Raw genomic sequence first — 17,516 nt, 5'->3', positions numbered from 1 at the left:
CTGAACATTACGCCTGATGGCCTGAGCTGAAACCGGGTTCGACGCCACCGATTCGATCATTTTCAAAAGCCCCGGCAATGTTTACGCCGACCTCGGCAACCGGAGGAACCGTCAGCACCCGGCGCGTCGCCAGCAGAACGAGCAGCGCCAGTACGCCGCCGACCGCCGCCACCGCGAAACTCGCCGGGGTGCCGCCCAGTTCCACCGCGGGCCCCGCCACGCCCGTACCCACCGCCGAGCCGACACCGAACGTCGTCACCAGCCAGGAGAACGCCTCCGTCACCGTTCCGCGCGGCGCGTGCCGGTCCACCACGATGAACGCGCACGCCAGGGCCGGCGCCAGGAACACGCCCGCGACCCCCGACAGGACCGCCATCGCCACGATCCCCGGCGTCAGCATCAGCGGCAGATAGCCCGCCGCCAGCAGCGCCACGATCACCAGCAGCCGCGGCTCCGGAGCCCCCGCCCACTGCCGCGCCCCGTACGCCAGACCGCCCACCAGCGCGCCCAGCCCGAGCGCCGCCATCAGCACCCCGTACACCCAGGTCCTGCCGTGGTCGTCGCCGTACGCCACCCCCGCCACGGTGATCGAACCGAGCGCCGTGCCGACGAAGAAGAACGACCCGAGCAGCGCCAGCAGCCCCGGCGAGCGCAGCGCCCCCAGCCAGTGCGCCTCGCGCGGCGCCGACCGCCAGGCCCGCGACGGCTTCGAGGCCACCACCGACAGCGCGCCCAGCACCCCGATCGCGTTGATGACCAGCAGGGCCGCGGCCGGCGACCACAGCGAGACGAGCAGCGTCACCAGCAGCGGGCCGACCGTGAACATGATCTCCTGGGCCACCGCGTCCATCGCGTACGCCCGGTGCACCTTGTCCCCGTCCCCCAGCACGCTCGGCCACAGCGCCCGCAGCCCGCCCTCCAGCGGCGGCGTGAACAGACCCGCGACGGCCACCGCCGCGTAGGCGAGGACCGGCGGGTCGATCCCGGTCAGGCACAGCACGAGCATGCCGAGCGCGGAGAGCACCGCCGCGGGCAGCTGCACCTTCGGCTGCCCGTGCAGGTCCACCGCGCGCCCGAGCAGCGGCTGCCCGACCGCGTTGGCCACCCCGTAGACCGCGGCGAGCGCCCCGCCCAGGGTGTAGCTGCCGCCCTCGGCGCGGGTGAAGAGCATGATCGCGATCGGTGCGGTCGCGTTGGGCAGCCGCCCCACCAGGGTCCCGGCCAACAGGCGCGCGGCGTGCCGCGTCCCGAGCAGTTCGGCGTATCCCGCGGCCATCTTCGTCCCGCCCTTCTCCCCCGGCGGCACTCCCGCGACCCGAGGTTTTACGTATAACTACCGCCGTCATACGTACCATGACCCCAGCCCACAGGTCCATCCCGCCCGCACCGCCGGCCGGACCGAGAGCCGCCCCGCACCCGCCCACCCACGGAGCCCCCGGTGACCACCCCCGCCCCCTCCTCTCCCCCGGCCCGCCCCGCGCCCACCAGCCGGGACGTCGCCAGGGCGGCCGGCGTCTCGCAGGCCACCGTCTCCCTGGTGCTCGGCGACAAGTGGCGCGGCCGGGTCTCCGAGCGCACCGCCGGCCTCGTCCGCGACACCGCCCGCGACCTCGGCTACCGCCCCAACCTCGCGGCCCGCACCCTGCGCCTGGGCCGCACCCGCACCGCGCTCCTCGTGGTCCCCGCCCTCACCAACGAGTTCTTCGCCCGCGTCTACACCGGAGCCGCCGAGACCGCCGCCGAGCACGGCTTCGGCGTCGTCCTCTACCCCTCGCCCGACGGCGTCGGCCCCGCCCGCGACCCCTTCGCCTCCGCACGCACCGCGCTCGACGGCGTCATCGCCTCCTCCATGGCCACCGGCGCCCTCGGCGCCCTGCGCGCCGCCGGACTCCCCCTCGTCATGCTCGACAGCGACCCCACCGAGAGCGGCGGGCACACCGGAAGCGACGACGACGGCACACCGAAAGCCGCCGCGGCCCACGTCAACCTCGACATCGCCGACGGCATCCACCAGGTCACGGACCACCTCCTGGCCCTCGGCCACCGCCGCTTCGTCCACCTCGCCTCCGCGGTGGACTCCTGGACCTTCGACGTACGCGCCCGCACCCTGGCCACCGCCCTGCGGAGCGTCCCCGGAACCACCCTGCGCACCGTCCGCTCCCGGCTGGACGTGCACAGCGCCCGCGCCGCCACCGAACAGGCCCTCGCCGGGGCCACCACCCGCCCCACCGCGCTGATCTGCGACGACGACATCCTCGCCGCGGGCGCCTGCAAGGCCCTGCGCCGACTGGGCCTCGGCGTGCCCGAGGACGTCTCCGTGACCGGCTTCGACGACCTCGCCCTCGCCAGCGCCGTCGAACCCGAACTGACCACGGTCCGCCTCCCCGCCGAACAGGTCGGCCGGCGCGGCATGGCCGCCCTCCTCGCCGTCCTCGACGGCCGCGCCCCGGAGTCCGGCGACCTGCCCGTGGAACTCGTCGTCCGCGGCTCCACCGCCCCCGCACCCTGAACACACCGGTGGCCCCGGACCGCACACGCGGTCCGGGGCCACCCGGGCGGAGAACCGGGGCTACTCCTCCTCGGTGTCCGAAGGCACCTCGGTGGGCGCCGAGGCGTCACCGTCGGCCTCCAGCAGCCGCGTCAGCTGCCGCCCCACGATCCGCTTGAACTTCCGCTGCTGCGGCCTCGTACGGTCCAGCACGGCCACTTCCAGCCGCTCCGCCGGAATCTCCCGCTCCGTACCGTTGGTGTCCCGCGACAGCGCCTGCACGGCCAGCTTCAGCGCCTCCGCCAGACTCATGTCGTCGCGGTGCCGCTGGTCCAGGTAACCGCTGATCTGCTCCGCGTTGCCGCCGACCGCGACGGACCCGTGCTCGTCCACGATCGACCCGTCGTGCGGCAGCCGGTAGATCTGGTCGCCCTCCCGCTCGGCACCGACCTCCGCGACCACCAGCTCGACCTCGTACGGCTTCTCCGCGTTGCTGGAGAAGATCGAGCCGAGCGTCTGCGCGTACACATTCGCCAGCCCGCGCGCCGTCACGTCGTCACGGTCATAGGTGTATCCGCGCATATCGGCGTACCTGACGCCACCGATCCGCAGATTCTCGTACTCGTTGTACTTGCCGGCGGCGGCGAAGCCGATCCGGTCGTAGATTTCGCTGAACTTGTGCAGCGCGCGGGACGGGTTCTCGCCGACGAAGACAATGCCGTCGGCAAACTGCAGCACCACGAGGCTGCGTCCACGGGCGATGCCCTTCCGCGCGTATTCCGCCCGGTCGGCCATGGCCTGCTGGGGTGAGACATAGAACGGCGTCGACACCGGCTATCCGTCCCTTTCTGTCAGAGGCAAAAACATCGAAGAGACCGACATGACGGTCACAGAAGTCGCTCGGCGGCCCGCTCAGAGGAGCGAGGCACGCGGCCCGTCGGGCTGCTCCAGCCGCTTCTCCAGAATCGCGCGGGCCAGCTCGGCGGACTCCTCGTCCGTCAGCCGCCGGAAACCGTCCTCCGTGATCACGGTGACGATCGGATAGATCCGCCGCGCCACATCGGGACCGCCGGTCGCCGAGTCGTCGTCGGCGGCGTCGTACAGCGCCTGGATGACCAGCGTCGTGGTCTCCTGCTCGGACAGGTCCGTCCGGTACAGCTTCTTCATCGAGCCGCGGGCGAACACCGAGCCCGATCCGGTCGCCGCGTACCCGAGTTCCTCGGAGCGCCCGCCGGTGACGTCGTACGAGAAGATCCGGCCCTTCTCGCGGTCGAGGTCGTACCCCGCGAACAGCGGCACGACCGCCAGGCCCTGCATGGCCATGCCCAGATTGGACCGGATCATGGTCGAGAGCCGGTTCGCCTTGCCCTCCAGCGACAGCTGGGCGCCTTCCACCTTCTCGAAGTGCTCCAGCTCCAGCTGGAAGAGCTTCACCATCTCCACGGCCAGGCCGGCCGTACCCGCGATGCCCACCGCCGAGTACTCGTCGGCGGGGAACACCTTCTCGATGTCGCGCTGCGCGATCATGTTCCCCATGGTCGCTCGCCGGTCACCGGCGAGCACGACGCCGCCGGGGAACGACGCGGCCACGATGGTCGTCCCGTGCGGTGCCTCCACGACGCCCTGCACGGGCGGCAGCACCCGGTTGCCGGGGAGCAGCTCGGGCGAGTGCTCGCCGAGAAAGTCCATGAACGACGAGGAGCCCGGCGTCAGGAAGGCAGCTGGTAGACGCCCGGTGCTACGAGTGTTGGCTTCCACGCGTTTCCCTCCAGGTATGCGATGGCCCGACGCAAGGCGTCGGGGTCATCTCCCAACAGCCCGAGGGCCGCATTGCAGTTGAAGCACAGTACGCCTCGGACCCTACCCGTCTCGTGGCAGTGATCCACATGTACCGCTGGAGCCTTCAGGCAGATCGTGCAGACGCCCGCCTGAGAGGCGACCATGTCGTCCCGCTCGGCTTCGGTGATGCCGTACTTGCGCTTCAGGTGCCCCGCCCTGCCTTGAACGGCGCGGCACGCCTTGCAGCGCGTGGAAAGACCGTCGGACGCACTTGAGTTTCGGTGCCATTCACTTTGCGGCTTGATTTCCCCGCAGGACCGGCAGAGCTTGTGCCCGGAAGGCACTTCGACCTTTTCCCGGACGCTTTTCCCCAGCGCCTCCTGTCGGCGCCGGTAGTACGTGGCCCCGTACTCCGCCACGCACTCCCGGCACCGCACCTGAAGGCCGTCTGCTCGATTCCGATCGAATGCAAAGGAGCCAAGAGGCAATTCCCTTTTACAACCGGAGCAGACTTTCCCCTCCACCGATTCGGACATTTAGGCTACTGTCCGCCTTTTTGCACGAATGAGCGCACGAACTCCTCGGCATTTTCCTCTAGTACGTCGTCAATTTCGTCCAGCACCGAGTCCACGTCGTCCGACAGCTTTTCCTGTCGCTCCTTGAGGTCCTCAGAAGCCTGCGCGTCCTGCGTCTGTTCCTCGGTCTCCTCGGTGGAACGCGTCGCCTTCTGCTGGCCGCCGCCGGTGTCCTTGGTCGCCATCTACCTCACCCCGCTCGGTTCGATGTCCTTGGTCCTTGATCAGACCCTATAAGTGAGGGCTGACATTTGCCCCGTACTTAGTGAAGCCGCAGGAACCACTGGGATGATTCCCACCGGGCGCACCTTTCAGCCGCCCGAGAGCACCCGGACCAGCTCGTCCGCCGTGCGGCAGCGGTCCAGCAGCTCCTTGACGTGGTTCCTGGTGCCCCGCAGCGGCTCCAGGGTCGGCACCCGCTGGAGCGAGTCCCGGCCCGGCAGGTCGAAGATCACGGAGTCCCAGGAGGCCGCCGCGACGTCGTCCGCGTACTGCTCCAGACAGCGCCCGCGGAAGTACGCCCGGGTGTCCTCCGGGGGCTTGTTCTCGGCCCGCTCCACCGCGCTCTCGTCCAGCAGCCGCTTCATCCTGCCGCGGGCCGCCAGGCGGTTGTAGAGCCCCTTGTCGGGCCGCACGTCGGCGTACTGGAGGTCGACCAGGTGGAGCCTGGCCGCGTCCCAGTCGAGCCCGTCGCGCCGCCGGTAGCCCTCCAGGAGCTCCCGCTTGGCGATCCAGTCCAGTTCCCCGGACAGGCTCATCGGGTCGTTCTCCAGCCGGTTGAGCACGTCCTCCCAGCGGCTGAGCACGTCCTTGGTCTGGTCGTCGGCGTCCGCCCCGTACCGCTCCTCGACGTACTTCCTGGCGAGCTCGAAGTACTCCATCTGGAGCTGCACCGCGGTCAGTGACCGACCGCTGCGCAGCGTGACCAGGTGCTGGAGGTCCGGGTCGTGGGAGACCTGGTGCAGGGTGCGCACCGGCTGGTCCACGGCGAGGTCGACGTTGATGAAGCCGTCCTCGATCATGGAGAGCACGAGCGCGGTGGTGCCGAGCTTGAGGTAGGTCGAGATCTCGGAGAGGTTGGCGTCACCGATGATCACGTGCAGCCGGCGGTACTTCTCCGCGTCGGAGTGCGGTTCGTCCCGGGTGTTGATGATGGGCCGCTTGAGGGTGGTCTCCAGGCCGACCTCGACCTCGAAGTAGTCGGCGCGCTGGCTGATCTGGAAGCCGTGTTCGTGGCCGTCCTGGCCGATGCCGACGCGGCCCGCGCCGGCGAAGACCTGGCGGGAGACGAAGAACGGGGTGAGGTGGCGCACGATGTCCGAGAAGGGGGTCTCCCGCTTCATCAGGTAGTTCTCGTGCGTGCCGTAGGAGGCGCCCTTGTTGTCGGTGTTGTTCTTGTAGAGCAGGATCGGCTGGGCGCCGGGGAGCTGGGCGGCGCGCTCGGCGGCCTCGGCCATGATGCGCTCGCCGGCCTTGTCCCACAGGACGGCGTCCCGGGGATTGGTGATCTCGGGCGAGCTGTACTCGGGGTGCGCGTGGTCGACGTACAGCCGTGCGCCGTTGGTGAGGATGACGTTGGCCAGGCCGATGTCCTCGTCGGTGAGCTGGCTGGAGTCGGCGGCTTCGCGGGCGAGGTCGAAGCCTCGGGCGTCCCGCAGCGGGTTCTCTTCCTCGAAGTCCCAGCGGGCGCGTCGCGCCCGGTGCATCGCCGCCGCGTAGGCGTTGACGATCTGGGACGAGGTGAGCATGGCATTGGCGTTGGGGTGGCCGGGGACGGAGATTCCGTATTCCGTCTCGATGCCCATTACTCGCCGTACGGTCATGCGGCCCTCCTTGCCCGGCGGCGCCCCCGTCCTGGGGCGGCGCTCAAGTACCGCTGGTTCTGGGGTGCGTGTGCGGTGCCCGTCCCCGCACTGTGCGACCCGGCGGTGGCGGTACGGAAGAGCCTAGAACGCCTTTGCGCTGGTGGGGAGATCAATTCCGTCATTGCTCTGTTGTGTGCTGAAGTCCCGCCGGAATGGCCGGAAGATCTTGCGGAAACGGACCGGCTGCGGATACCCAGCGGGGTATCCGCAGCCGGGCTGCGCTTTACAGGTACTGACCCGTGTTCGCCACCGTGTCGATGGAGCGTCCGGTGTCCGCGCCCTGCTTTCCGGTGACGAGCGTGCGGATGAATACGATCCGCTCGCCCTTCTTGCCGGAGATACGGGCCCAGTCGTCCGGGTTGGTGGTGTTCGGCAGGTCCTCGTTCTCCTTGAACTCGTCCACGCAGGCCTGGAGGAGGTGTGCGACCCTCAGACCCTTCTGGTTGTGGTCGAGGAATGCCTTGATGGCCATCTTCTTCGCCCGGTCGACGATGTTCTGGATCATCGCGCCGGAGTTGAAGTCCTTGAAGTACAGGACTTCCTTGTCGCCGTTGGCGTACGTGACTTCCAGGAAGCGGTTCTCCTCGGATTCCGCGTACATCTGTTCCACGACCGACTGGATCATGGCGTGGGCGGCGACGTCCTTGGAGCCGGAGTGCTCGGCGAGGTCGTCCGAGTGCAGCGGCAGCCTGGACGTGAGGTACTTCGCGAAGATGTCCTTCGCGGCCTCCGCGTCCGGACGCTCGATCTTGATCTTCACGTCGAGCCGGCCGGGGCGCAGGATCGCGGGGTCGATCATGTCCTCGCGGTTGGAGGCGCCGATGACGATGACGTTCTCCAGGCCCTCCACGCCGTCGATCTCGGCGAGCAGCTGCGGGACGATGGTGTTCTCCACGTCCGAGCTGACACCGGATCCGCGGGTGCGGAAGAGCGATTCCATTTCGTCGAAGAAGACGATGACGGGGGTGCCCTCGCTCGCCTTCTCCCGCGCACGCTGGAAGACCAGGCGGATGTGGCGCTCGGTCTCGCCGACGTACTTGTTGAGGAGCTCGGGTCCCTTGATGTTGAGGAAGTAGGACTTCCCCTGGGGCTGCCCGGTGACCTCGGCGACCTTCTTGGCAAGGGAGTTGGCGACGGCCTTGGCGATGAGCGTCTTGCCGCAGCCGGGCGGGCCGTAGAGCAGGATGCCCTTCGGTGGCCGCAGTTCGTGCTCCTTGAAGAGGTCGGGGTAGAGGTAGGGCAGTTCGACCGCGTCGCGGATCAGCTCGATCTGGTCGCCCAGACCGCCGATCTTGTCGTAGTCGACGTCCGGCACCTCTTCGAGGACGAGCTCCTCGACCTCGCTCTTCGGAATGACTTCGTAGACGTAACCGGACCTGGGTTCCAGCAGCAGGGCGTCGCCGGGGCGGATGGTGATGTCCAGCAGCGGCTCGGCGAGCCTGACCACCCGTTCCTCGTCGGTGTGCCCGACCACCAGGGCCCGCTCGCCGTCCTCAAGGATCTCCTTGAGGGTGACGATGTCCCCGGCGCGCTCGAACTCCATGGCCTCGACCACGTTGAGCGCTTCGTTGAGCATGACTTCCTGGCCGCGCCTGAGCTCTTCGAGCTCGACGCTGGGGCTGACATTGACCCGGAGTTTCCGTCCTCCGGTGAAGATGTCGGCCGTGCCGTCCTCATTGGCCTCCAGGAACACGCCGAAGCCGGCCGGCGGCTGTGCGAGCCGGTCCACTTCTTCCTTGAGGGCCACGATCTGGTCGCGGGCCTCGCGGAGCGTGTTGGCGAGCCGCTCGTTCTGTGCGGACACGCCTGCCAGGTTGGTCTGCAGCTCGACGATCCGCTCTTCGAGAATCCTCGTGTGACGCGGAGAGTCGGCGAGCTTGCGTCGCAGGACGGCGATTTCCTGCTCTAGATAGGCAACCTGTCCGGCGGGGTCCTCGGACCCTCGCGCGGGCCGGATGCCGCGGTTGATGTCGTCGTCGTGGGCTGCCACGGTCCTCACCTCCTCCAAGGGGAGCTGGACGCTTCCTGACCCTACCTGGGTAGGTGTTGGTTGAAACCCCTAGATCACAAAGACGATCGAGGAGTGTCTGATCTTCACCCTTGCGTACTCCCTCACAGAGGGGGGATACCCACCCAGCAACATCGGAAAGCGGGCGGTTGTATCGTCGAAGTGTTCAACACCCGTCAGGGCTGGCTTCAATTGGTGCATACCGCGCAGGGAACGGCAGGAGATATGACCGTGCAGGAGAAGGCTCCCACCGCAGAGGGCGCGCAGGGCGGCGATCCCCTTGAGGTGTGGATCGACCAGGACCTCTGCACCGGCGACGGGATCTGCGCGCAGTACGCGCCGGAGGTCTTCGAGCTCGACATCGACGGGCTGGCGTACGTGAAGAGCGGCGACGACGAGCTGCTGCAGGCCCCCGGGGCCACCACGCCGGTGCCGCTGCCGCTGTTGCAGGACGTGGTGGACTCCGCGAAGGAGTGCCCCGGCGACTGCATTCACGTACGTCGGGTTTCGGACAGGGTCGAGGTGTACGGGCCGGACGCCGAGTAGGTCCGGTGGTGTGAGGCGTGCGGGGCGGGCGGTGTCAGACGCTGCGGGCCTCGGTGGTGGCGGAGCGGGTGAACTTCCCGTTCCGCCACTGCCATTTGACCTTCTGGGTCTTGTCCGGGCAGCAGCGGGCCACCGCGTCGGAGGAGTAGCCGAGGAGGGTGGCGGTGACGCTGCCGTCGGTGACGGCCAGCTCCGTGACGTTCTGCTCCTCGCTCGCCTCCACGAGGGTGGCGACGACGCGGTTGGCTCCGGTCAGGACGTAGACGGCGCTCGGCGGGGTGCCGATCCCGGAGTCGCAGCGCACCGCGGCCACGGTTTCCGGGTTGTGGTCGCCGTCGAGGTCGCCGCCGGCCTGCCTCAGCAGGACGGTCTTGCCGCTGCGGCATTTCAGCGGGTACGCGGCGGCCTTCGCGTCCGGGGCGGGCAGCGCCCGTGCCGGGCCGGGGGCGGACTGCGCGGCCGGGGGCGTCTGGGAGGCGGTGGCCGCGGCGGGCTGGAGGAGGGCGGCGCCCGCCACGACGGCTGCCGTGGCGGTCGCGGTGACCAGCCAGTGCAGCGCGCGGGGCCGGGTGTGTGCGGGGGCCGGGAGCGCGGGGGTCTGCACGCGGGGTGTCTCCTGTGGGATGTGCCGGGAGGGACACCGGCGACGGGAGGGTGTCCAGCATCGTGCCATACGTCGGTGGCGGGGCGGAACGCCGGGGTGGGCGGCACCGGGCAAAGACTTCGTACGGGTGCACGGCGGCTTCGTACGGGAGCACGGACGGGCGGGACGCGGGCGGGACCGGCGGGGGCATCGGCCGGGCGGGACGTGGCACGGCCAGGGCTCGGCCGGGCGGGGGCATCGGCCGGGCGGGGCCTGTGTGAAGGCGCCGCCGTCCAGTTCTCGTGTCGGTCCGGGAACTGGACGGCGGCGCCGGTCTGTTGGGGCGGTGCGGCCGGGGCTCAGCCCTGGCTGCCGCCGCGCTCCTTGTTGGGGCCCTCGTAGTCCTCGCCGTAGGCTCCCTTGGAGGGACGGCGGCGGCGCATCGGGGGCTCCACGCCGTCGGCGAGGCGACGGGCGGTGACCAGGAAGCCGGTGTGGCCGATCATGCGGTGGTCCGGGCGGACGGCCAGGCCCTCGACGTGCCAGTTGCGGACCATCGACTCCCACGGCTGGGGCTCGGCGAAGCAGCCGATCTCGCGGATGGACTCGACGGTCCTGGCGAGCTGCGTGGTGGTGGCGACGTACGCGCACATGATGCCGCCGGGGACCAGTGCCTTGGAGACGGCCTCCAGGGTCTCCCAGGGGGCGAGCATGTCGAGTACGACGCGGTCGACCTCGGTGTCGGACAGGTTGTCCTGGAGGTCGCCGACGGTGAGGGTCCACGCGGGGTGCGGACCGCCGAAGTAGCGCTCGACGTTGCCCTTGGCGATCTCGGCGAAGTCCTCGCGGCGCTCGTAGGAGTGCAGCATCCCGTGGTCGCCGATGGCGCGCAGCAGGAAGGCGCTGAGCGCTCCGGAGCCCACGCCCGCCTCGACGACGCGCGCGCCGGCGAAGATGTCGGCGAAGGCCAGGATCTGCCCCGCGTCCTTGGGGTAGACCACGGCTGCGCCGCGGGGCATGGACAGGACGTAGTCGGGGAGCAGGGGGCGGAGCGCCAGGTAGGCGACGTTCCCCGTGGTACGGACAACACTGCCCTCGGACGCCCCGATCAGCTCGTCGTGCGAGAAGGCACCCTTGTGGGTGTGGAACTGCTTCCCGGCTTCGAGCGTGAACGTGTAGTGGCGGCCCTTGGGGTCAGTCAGCTGGACCTGGTCCCCGACCTTGAAGGGCCCGCGTCGGCGGGCGGCACCGGTCGGTTCGGACATGTGACCAGACTACCGGCTGTTTGACTGCTCGTACGCCGCGGCCCGGGGCGGCGGGAGCGGTGCGGGGCGGCCCGCCGCCGGGCGGGGGCCGCTACTGGGGGCGGGCCATCGCCTTGACGAAGGCGCGCTCGACGTCGGCGGTGGACAGGACGCCGTAGATCTCGCCGCTCTCCTCCACGACCAGGTACTCGGTGGCGGGGGCGGCGCGCAGCCGGTCGAGGAGGGCTTCGCCGGCGAGTTCGGCGGGGATGCGCATGCCGTCGGTGATGTCCGCGGCGAGGCCGCTGACCGCGACCCAGGGGCGGCGGTGCTCGGGGACGTTCACGATGGCGGCCTCGCGGACGACGGCGGTGGGGTTGCCGAGGCCGTCGACGACCACGAGGGCGCGGGCGCCGGCCTCGTTGGCGCGGCGCAGCGCCTCGGAGAGCGGGGTGGCGGACTCCACGGGGACCGCGCGCCGGGTGAGGGTGCGGGCGCGCAGGTCGGGGAGGTGCTGGCGCAGCCGGGCCATCCGGAGGCTGTTTCCCGCGCCGGTCCAGATGATGGCGGCGAGGATCGCGGCGAGGAGGGCGTCCAGCACGGTGTCCATGCCGGTGATGTCCTCGGTGGCGTTGCCGAGGGCGCCGGTGTGGGTGAGCAGGGGCAGTCCGATGAGGACGGCGACGGCGAGCGCGCGGCCGGCCCAGGCGGCGGCGACGGTGCCGGTCATGGGGTCGCCGGTGATCTTCCAGATGACCGCGCGGAGCATCCGTCCGCCGTCCAGGGGCAGACCGGGGAGCAGGTTGAAGGCGGCCACGATGAGGTTGGAGATCATCAGGCCGGCCAGCAGGACGCCGGGGACGGTGCCCGCCTCGACCAGGTCCATGGCGAGGTAGAAGAGGCCGCCGAGGGCGAGGGAGAGCAGCGGGCCGACGAACGCGAGGACGAACTCGCGGCCGGGGGTCTCGGTCTCCTTCTCGATCTCGGAGACGCCGCCGAAGAACTGGAGCTGGATGCGGCGGACGGGGAGCTTGAAGCGGAGGGCGGCGACCGTGTGGGCGAGTTCGTGGACGAGTACGGAGGCGTAGAAGGCGACGGCGAAGAAGAGCGAGACGAGGTAGCGGGCGGCGCCGAGCTCGGGCAGGACGAGGTCGAGCTGTCCGCCGAAGACCCAGGTGATGAGGGCGGCGACGAGGAACCAGCTGGGGGCGACGTACACGGGCACGCCGAAGGGGCGCCCCATCAGCAGCCCCCCGCCGGCCCCGGCGGCACGCTGCTCGTGGGCCGGGTCACCGCCGGAACCCTCCCCGCTCGCGGCACTCGCGGCACTGGCCGCCCTGGCGGGCCGCGGGGTCTCGGTCTCGGCGGGCCGCGGGGTCTCGGCGTCCTTGGGGTTCTCGGCCGATTTCGCGGTCTCGTCCGGCTCGGGGACCTGCGCCGCCCGGGGGGCCTCCGCGGTCTGCACGGGCTCGGGGGGCCGCGCCGGGTTGTCGGGTTGCGCCGCCCGTGCGGGCTCCTGCGGGCCGGTGCTCTCCTGGGGCCGGGCGGTGTCCGGCTGCTTCGGGGCAGGCGTCTGCGCGGGCTGCTCCACCGGCTTCGGGTCCTCCGTGGGTGCCGTGCTGTCCGTTAGGCGGGCGTCACCGGTGGGTGCGGGGTTCCCGGCGGGTTGGGGGTGCCGCGTCGTGCCCGTGTTCTGCGTGGTCTCCGTACCGCCCGTGCGCTCCGTGCCGGACCGGGGGCGTTCGCCGTCGCCTTTGCTGCCGTTGGCGCCGCGCTCGTCGCTCTCGTCCACGGGGTCCCTTCGATGTCGTCACGCCGGTGTCGCCCTGATGCCGTTGTGCGGGGCAATGCCCTGATCATGCAGTGCGGGAGGGTCTGCCGTCGATGGTAGGGGGGCGTTGTCAGTGGTGGGCCGTAGGGTCTGAGTCATGAATACGAGTACCGGTACGGCGGACGGGGCCGGGAGGCCCACGGGGCTGTCACCCTCCAGGGCGAGCGACTTCATGCAGTGTCCGCTGCTGTACCGGTTCCGGGTGATCGACAAGCTGCCGGAGAAGCCGAGTGAGGCGGCTACCCGGGGGACGCTGGTGCATGCCGTGCTGGAGCGGCTGTTCGACGATCCGGCGGTGGAGCGGACGGTGCCGAGGGCGCGGGCGATGGTGCCGGGGCAGTGGGACCGGCTGCTGGAGTCGAAGCCGGAGCTGTCGGAGCTGTTCGCGGAGGACGCCGGGGGCGAGCGGTTGACGCGGTGGCTGGGGCAGGCGGAGGACCTGGTCGAGAAGTGGTTCTCGCTGGAGGACCCGACGCGGCTGGAGCCGGCCGACCGGGAGCTGTTCGTGGAGACGGAGCTGGAGTCGGGGCTGCGGCTGCGCGGGGTGATCGACCGGGTGGACGTGGCGCCGACGGGCGAGGTGCGGATCGTCGACTACAAGACGGGGAAGGCGCCGCGTCCGGAGTACGCGGAGGGTGCGCTGTTCCAGATGAAGTTCTACGCGCTGGTGATCTGGCGGTGGAAGCGGATCGTGCCGCGCAGGCTTCAGCTGGTGTACCTGGGCAGTGGTGACGTGATGACCTACGACCCGAACGAGGCGGACCTGGAGCGGATGGAGCGGAAGCTGCACGCGCTGTGGGACGCGATCAGGGAGGCCACCGAGACGGGCGAGTGGCGGCCCCGGCCGACGAAGCTGTGCGGGTGGTGCGACCACCGCGCGGTCTGTCCGGAGTTCGGGGGCACTCCCCCGGTGTATCCGCTGCAGATCCGGCCGCGGGAGTCGGCGGAGTAGCTGTCGCGGGTGGGGGGCGGCCGGTGCGAGGGAGCAGGGCAGAATGGGGCGGGTCTAGGGAAGAGGAGTTCACGTGGCTATCCGCGTCCTGCTGGTGGACGACCAGCCGCTGCTGCGCACCGGGTTCCGGATGATCCTGGAGGCCGAGCAGGACCTCGCGGTCGTCGGTGAGGCCGGGGACGGTCTGCAGGCGCTCGATCAGGTGCGGGCGTTGCAGCCCGATGTGGTGTTGATGGACATCCGGATGCCGCGGATGGACGGTGTCGAGGCGACCCGGCAGATCACGGGTCCCGGGCGGGACGGTCCGGCGAAGGTGCTGGTGCTGACCACGTTCGATCTGGATGAGTACGTGGTGGAGGCGCTTCGTGCGGGGGCCAGCGGCTTCCTGCTGAAGGACGCGCCCGCGCACGAGCTGGTGCAGGCGATCCGGGTGGTGGCGGCGGGCGAGGCGATGCTCGCCCCGAGCATCACGCGCCGCCTGCTGGACAAGTACGCGGATCACCTGCCGTCCGGTGAGGACGAGGTGCCGGACACCCTGCACACACTGACCGAGCGTGAGGTGGAGGTGCTGAAGCTGGTGGCGCGCGGTCTGTCGAACGCGGAGATCGCCGCGGACCTGTTCGTGAGCGAGACCACGGTGAAGACGCACGTGGGTCATGTGCTGACGAAGCTGGGGCTGCGCGACCGGGTGCAGGCCGCGGTCTACGCGTACGAGAGCGGTCTGGTGCGGCCCGGCGCCCAGTAGTACGGAAGTGCGTACCGGCGAAGGCGGGTACGCACCGGGACACACGGGGAGGGCCCCGCCGGACGATCCGGCGGGGCCCTCTTTCACGTGGTGCGGGCGTCGGTGGGATCAGACGCCGCGGCCGAGCTCCCACAGCTGGAGGTCGGCTGCGAAGTTGACGGCCCATTCGGTGCCGGTGATGTCGTTGCGGGCGGCCAGGTACTGCTTGCCCTGCCAGAGCGGGAGCATGGGCACGTCGTCGGCGACGATGTCCTGGATCTTCTCGAAGATCGGGACGGCCGCGCCCCGCTGGGCCTCGCGCCGCGACTGCGGGATGAGGGTGCCGCGGATCTGCTCGTTCGCGTACGGGCTGTTGAGGAAGTTGTCCTTGTCGAGGAACGGCGAGACGTAGTTGTCACCGTCGGTGAAGTCGGGGAACCAGCCCATGCCGTAGACGGCGTACTTGCCGGACTTCTGCTTGCCGGAGAACTCGCTCCACGGCGTGCCCTTGAGGGTGATGTCGAACAGGCCCGAGTCGTTGAGCTGCTTCTGCAGCGCCTCGAACTCCTGCTTGGTGACCGAGCCGTAGTGGTCGGTGGTGTAGTTGAACGTCAGCTTGAGCTTGCTGGTGATGCCGGCGCCGCGCAGGAGGTTCTTGGCCTTCGTCGGGTTGGGCATCGGGTACTTGTTGAAGAACGAGTTCTTGTGGCCGGTGATCGTCGTGGGGACGAGCGAGTACAGCGGTTCGGCGGTGGAGCCGTAGACCTCGTTGGTGAGCTTGGTGCGGTCGACGACGGCGGCGATGGCCTGGCGTACGGCCTTGTTCTTCACGACGGGGTCGGAGGTGTCGAAGCCCAGGTAGCGGATCTCCAGGCCGGGCAGCTCGACGAGCTTGACCTCCGGGTCCCGCTTGGTGGCGAGGTTGATGACCTGCTTGGGGGCCATGGTGCGCGAGGCCATGTCGATCTCGCCGCTGCGCAGGGCCTTCTCCATGGCTTCGGAGTCGGCGAAGGAGCGGAGCTCGACCTTGTCGTTCTGGAGCTTGATGTCGCCCTTGTAGTGCGGGTTCTTGGTGAACACCGCCTTGGTGACGGTCTTGCCCTTGGCCTCGACGTGCACGGTGTACGGGCCGGAGCCGCTCAGCTCGAAGCCGGCGCGCACCTTGTCCGGGGCGTAGGTCGCGTCGTCCACGATGGACGCGGGGGGCGTGGCGAGCTTGTACGGGAAGGTGGCGTCCGGGGACTTGAGGTGGAAGACCACCTCGCTGTCGCCCTTGGCCTCGACGGTGTCGATGTTGGAGAGGAGACCGACGGGGCCGTTCTCGTCCTTGATCTTCAGCACGCGGTCGATGGAGAACTTCACGTCGGTGGCGTTGAGGGCCTTGCCGTCGGAGAACTTCAGGCCGCTGCGGAGCTTGCAGCGGTAGCTGGTGTTCTCGGTGTCGGTGAAGCCGCACTCCTCGGCGGCCTCGGGCACCGGGGTGCCGCCGCCGCGCGGGACGCGCAGCAGGGTCTGCAGGCCCTGTCGCAGGACGTTCCAGCCGCCGACGTCGTAGGAGGCCGCCGGGTCGAAGGGCGCGGGGACCGCCTCGTTGGCGACGAACTGGTCCGTGGTGCCCACGACGATGGGCTTGCCGGCCCCGTCCCCACTGTCGGCTTCTCCGCCGCATGCGGCGAGGACCGGTGCGAGCAGACAGACGGCTGCGGGCAGCACCCATGTCTTGCGGTTCATCCTGGACGTTCTCCCTCAACCGGCGCTGCGTGCAGCCTTGTGCGAACACTTCGCCGTTATCCGCCAGTTGGGGATGAGCAGATCGGGCCGGTTACCGAACCGCAGAGGGGTCCGGCGAAGTTCTCGCGTTGAGATTAGTGGGAATTCGTGTGGGTGTCCGACCGCACCCTCCACGAGGACCGGCGCTCCGTTGAGGGGAATCTTTCGTACAGGCCTTCATCAATCCGGACACAAGGTCACCGGAAAAGCCCCGTCGACCAGCGATCTTGCCCCTGGGGGCCGGTGCGACGGGGCCAACTCGTGACCAAGCTCACTCATTGAATACATTTACGGAGCAGTAAATTCCCCCTATAGATCTCACGCATTACGCACGGCCCGATGCCCTGCGTTTCCTCCCTTTCGGAAAGCCACGCAGGGTGTTCGTTTCAGTGCATTCCTGTGAAACCACGGAGGGTGTTCGGCTCAGTGCATTCCCGTGATGAGGTTCCGGAGAAATGCGAGATCGACTTCTTCGAGCGATCCGACGACCACCCTGCCCTCGGCGGGGGCGATCGGCGCCACGGACGGTACGGCCACCACCCGGCAGCCCGCCGCCTCCGCCGCGGCCACTCCGGTCGCCGTGTCCTCGATCACCGCGCATCTGACGGGGTCGGCGCCGAACCTGCGTGCCGCCTGCAGATAGGGGTCGGGGTGCGGCTTGGTGCGTGCGACCTCGTCGCCCGCGACGGTGAAGTGGAAGGTGTCGGGCCCGAAGGAGTCGAGGACGCGGTCGATGATGCGCCGGTGCGAGGCCGAGACGAGGGCCATCGGAATGTCGTACGTCCGCAGCTCGGCCAGTAGCCGCTGGGCGCCCGCCATCAGCGGTACGCCGCGGCCGATGCGCTCCTCGAAGCGGTCGTTGAGCAGGACGGTCAGCTCGGGGACGGTGATGTCGGCCCCGGTGGACTCGATGAGGAAGCCGGCGCTGCGGGTCATGGGTCCGCCGACGACCACTTCGCGCCAGGATTCGTCGAGCCGGTGACCGAGATCGGCGAACACCTCCCGCTCGGCCTCCCACCAGAAGCCCTCGGTGTCGACGAGCGTGCCGTCCATGTCGAGGAAGACGGCCTGGAGTGCGGAGCCTTCGGCGGTAAACGTACGGGGCGCGGGGACCGTGCTTGTCATCCGGGCACACCTCCTGAGGGGACGAG

General features: G+C 69.7%; 16 protein-coding genes. 4 read left to right on the top strand and 12 right to left on the bottom strand.

Features of this window, described 5'->3' with window-relative positions; genetic code table 11:
* Positions 1–7: 7 nt before the first annotated feature.
* The gene (locus ACFYVL_RS24655; protein WP_389248296.1) at positions 8–1,276 is read right to left on the bottom strand and encodes an MFS transporter; all 1,269 of its coding nucleotides are present in this window, start codon (positions 1,274–1,276) and stop codon (positions 8–10) included.
* A 162-nt stretch (positions 1,277–1,438) separates the two neighbouring features.
* Between ACFYVL_RS24655 and ACFYVL_RS24650 the strand changes: the two genes are divergently transcribed.
* Positions 1,439–2,509, top strand: coding sequence for a LacI family DNA-binding transcriptional regulator (locus ACFYVL_RS24650; protein WP_389248294.1), 1,071 nt, complete (start codon positions 1,439–1,441; stop codon positions 2,507–2,509).
* Positions 2,510–2,569: 60 nt separating this feature from the next.
* Here the strand turns inward: ACFYVL_RS24650 and prcA are convergent, their stop codons facing one another.
* The 6 genes from prcA to arc form a co-directional block, all read right to left on the bottom strand.
* On the bottom strand, positions 2,570–3,319 hold the full coding sequence (gene prcA, locus ACFYVL_RS24645) for a proteasome subunit alpha (RefSeq protein WP_389248292.1): 750 nt from the start codon (positions 3,317–3,319) through the stop codon (positions 2,570–2,572).
* Positions 3,320–3,400: 81 nt separating this feature from the next.
* Positions 3,401–4,246, bottom strand: coding sequence for a proteasome subunit beta (gene prcB / locus ACFYVL_RS24640; RefSeq protein ID WP_389248290.1), 846 nt, complete (start codon positions 4,244–4,246; stop codon positions 3,401–3,403).
* Entirely contained in the window at positions 4,198–4,803 is a 606-nt protein-coding gene (locus ACFYVL_RS24635; RefSeq protein ID WP_389248288.1) for an endonuclease VII domain-containing protein, read from the bottom strand. Before ACFYVL_RS24635 ends, prcB begins: the two co-directional genes overlap by 49 nt.
* Before the next feature lie 5 nt (positions 4,804–4,808).
* Positions 4,809–5,027, bottom strand: a complete 219-nt coding sequence (locus tag ACFYVL_RS24630; RefSeq protein WP_384358192.1) for a ubiquitin-like protein Pup — start codon at positions 5,025–5,027, stop codon at positions 4,809–4,811.
* A 126-nt stretch (positions 5,028–5,153) separates the two neighbouring features.
* Positions 5,154–6,665, bottom strand: coding sequence for a depupylase/deamidase Dop (gene dop / locus ACFYVL_RS24625; protein WP_389248286.1), 1,512 nt, complete (start codon positions 6,663–6,665; stop codon positions 5,154–5,156).
* A gap of 265 nt (positions 6,666–6,930) precedes the next feature.
* Entirely contained in the window at positions 6,931–8,697 is a 1,767-nt protein-coding gene (gene arc / locus ACFYVL_RS24620) for a proteasome ATPase (protein WP_389248284.1), read from the bottom strand.
* Between the two features lie 243 nt (positions 8,698–8,940).
* On the opposite strand from arc, the gene ACFYVL_RS24615 reads away from it, so the two are divergent.
* Positions 8,941–9,261 (top strand): ferredoxin, encoded by a 321-nt coding sequence (locus tag ACFYVL_RS24615; protein WP_389248282.1) that lies wholly within the window; start codon positions 8,941–8,943, stop codon positions 9,259–9,261.
* A gap of 34 nt (positions 9,262–9,295) precedes the next feature.
* Here ACFYVL_RS24615 and ACFYVL_RS24610 read toward each other — a convergent pair whose 3' ends face one another.
* From ACFYVL_RS24610 to ACFYVL_RS24600, 3 genes are all read right to left on the bottom strand, one after another.
* Positions 9,296–9,865, bottom strand: coding sequence for a hypothetical protein (locus ACFYVL_RS24610; protein ID WP_389248280.1), 570 nt, complete (start codon positions 9,863–9,865; stop codon positions 9,296–9,298).
* Positions 9,866–10,203: 338 nt separating this feature from the next.
* Positions 10,204–11,109, bottom strand: a complete 906-nt coding sequence (locus ACFYVL_RS24605) for a tRNA (adenine-N1)-methyltransferase (RefSeq protein WP_389248278.1) — start codon at positions 11,107–11,109, stop codon at positions 10,204–10,206.
* A gap of 91 nt (positions 11,110–11,200) precedes the next feature.
* A complete protein-coding gene (locus ACFYVL_RS24600; RefSeq protein ID WP_389248276.1) occupies positions 11,201–12,880 on the bottom strand; it encodes a site-2 protease family protein in 1,680 nt (559 codons plus the stop codon).
* Positions 12,881–13,016: 136 nt separating this feature from the next.
* Between ACFYVL_RS24600 and ACFYVL_RS24595 the strand changes: the two genes are divergently transcribed.
* Both ACFYVL_RS24595 and ACFYVL_RS24590 read left to right on the top strand, forming a co-directional pair.
* Positions 13,017–13,871, top strand: coding sequence for a RecB family exonuclease (locus ACFYVL_RS24595; RefSeq protein ID WP_389248274.1), 855 nt, complete (start codon positions 13,017–13,019; stop codon positions 13,869–13,871).
* Positions 13,872–13,944: 73 nt separating this feature from the next.
* Entirely contained in the window at positions 13,945–14,616 is a 672-nt protein-coding gene (locus ACFYVL_RS24590) for a response regulator (protein WP_384358208.1), read from the top strand.
* Positions 14,617–14,724: 108 nt separating this feature from the next.
* Here ACFYVL_RS24590 and ACFYVL_RS24585 read toward each other — a convergent pair whose 3' ends face one another.
* Both ACFYVL_RS24585 and ACFYVL_RS24580 read right to left on the bottom strand, forming a co-directional pair.
* Positions 14,725–16,326, bottom strand: a complete 1,602-nt coding sequence (locus tag ACFYVL_RS24585) for an ABC transporter substrate-binding protein (RefSeq protein WP_389248272.1) — start codon at positions 16,324–16,326, stop codon at positions 14,725–14,727.
* Between the two features lie 462 nt (positions 16,327–16,788).
* Complete coding sequence (locus ACFYVL_RS24580; protein WP_389248271.1) at positions 16,789–17,490, bottom strand: HAD family hydrolase; 702 nt, start codon at positions 17,488–17,490, stop codon at positions 16,789–16,791.
* Positions 17,491–17,516: the final 26 nt, after the last annotated feature.

The organism is Streptomyces sp. NPDC004111, assembly GCF_042874215.1.
Lineage (GTDB): Bacteria > Actinomycetota > Actinomycetes > Streptomycetales > Streptomycetaceae > Streptomyces.
This window is presented reverse-complemented; position numbering and strand designations above follow the sequence as displayed.

Bases quoted from the DNA above. Each gene is read 5' to 3' on its own strand.
- ACFYVL_RS24655 (WP_389248296.1), bottom strand. From the start codon at position 1,276: ATGGCCGCGGGATACGCCGAACTGCTCGGGACGCGGCACGCCGCGCGC.
- ACFYVL_RS24635 (WP_389248288.1), bottom strand. From the start codon at position 4,803: ATGTCCGAATCGGTGGAGGGGAAAGTCTGCTCCGGTTGTAAAAGGGAA.
- ACFYVL_RS24630 (WP_384358192.1), bottom strand. From the start codon at position 5,027: ATGGCGACCAAGGACACCGGCGGCGGCCAGCAGAAGGCGACGCGTTCC.
- dop (WP_389248286.1), bottom strand. From the start codon at position 6,665: ATGACCGTACGGCGAGTAATGGGCATCGAGACGGAATACGGAATCTCC.
- ACFYVL_RS24615 (WP_389248282.1), top strand. From the start codon at position 8,941: ATGACCGTGCAGGAGAAGGCTCCCACCGCAGAGGGCGCGCAGGGCGGC.
- ACFYVL_RS24605 (WP_389248278.1), bottom strand. From the start codon at position 11,109: ATGTCCGAACCGACCGGTGCCGCCCGCCGACGCGGGCCCTTCAAGGTC.
- ACFYVL_RS24595 (WP_389248274.1), top strand. From the start codon at position 13,017: ATGAATACGAGTACCGGTACGGCGGACGGGGCCGGGAGGCCCACGGGG.
- ACFYVL_RS24585 (WP_389248272.1), bottom strand. From the start codon at position 16,326: ATGAACCGCAAGACATGGGTGCTGCCCGCAGCCGTCTGTCTGCTCGCA.
- ACFYVL_RS24580 (WP_389248271.1), bottom strand. From the start codon at position 17,490: ATGACAAGCACGGTCCCCGCGCCCCGTACGTTTACCGCCGAAGGCTCC.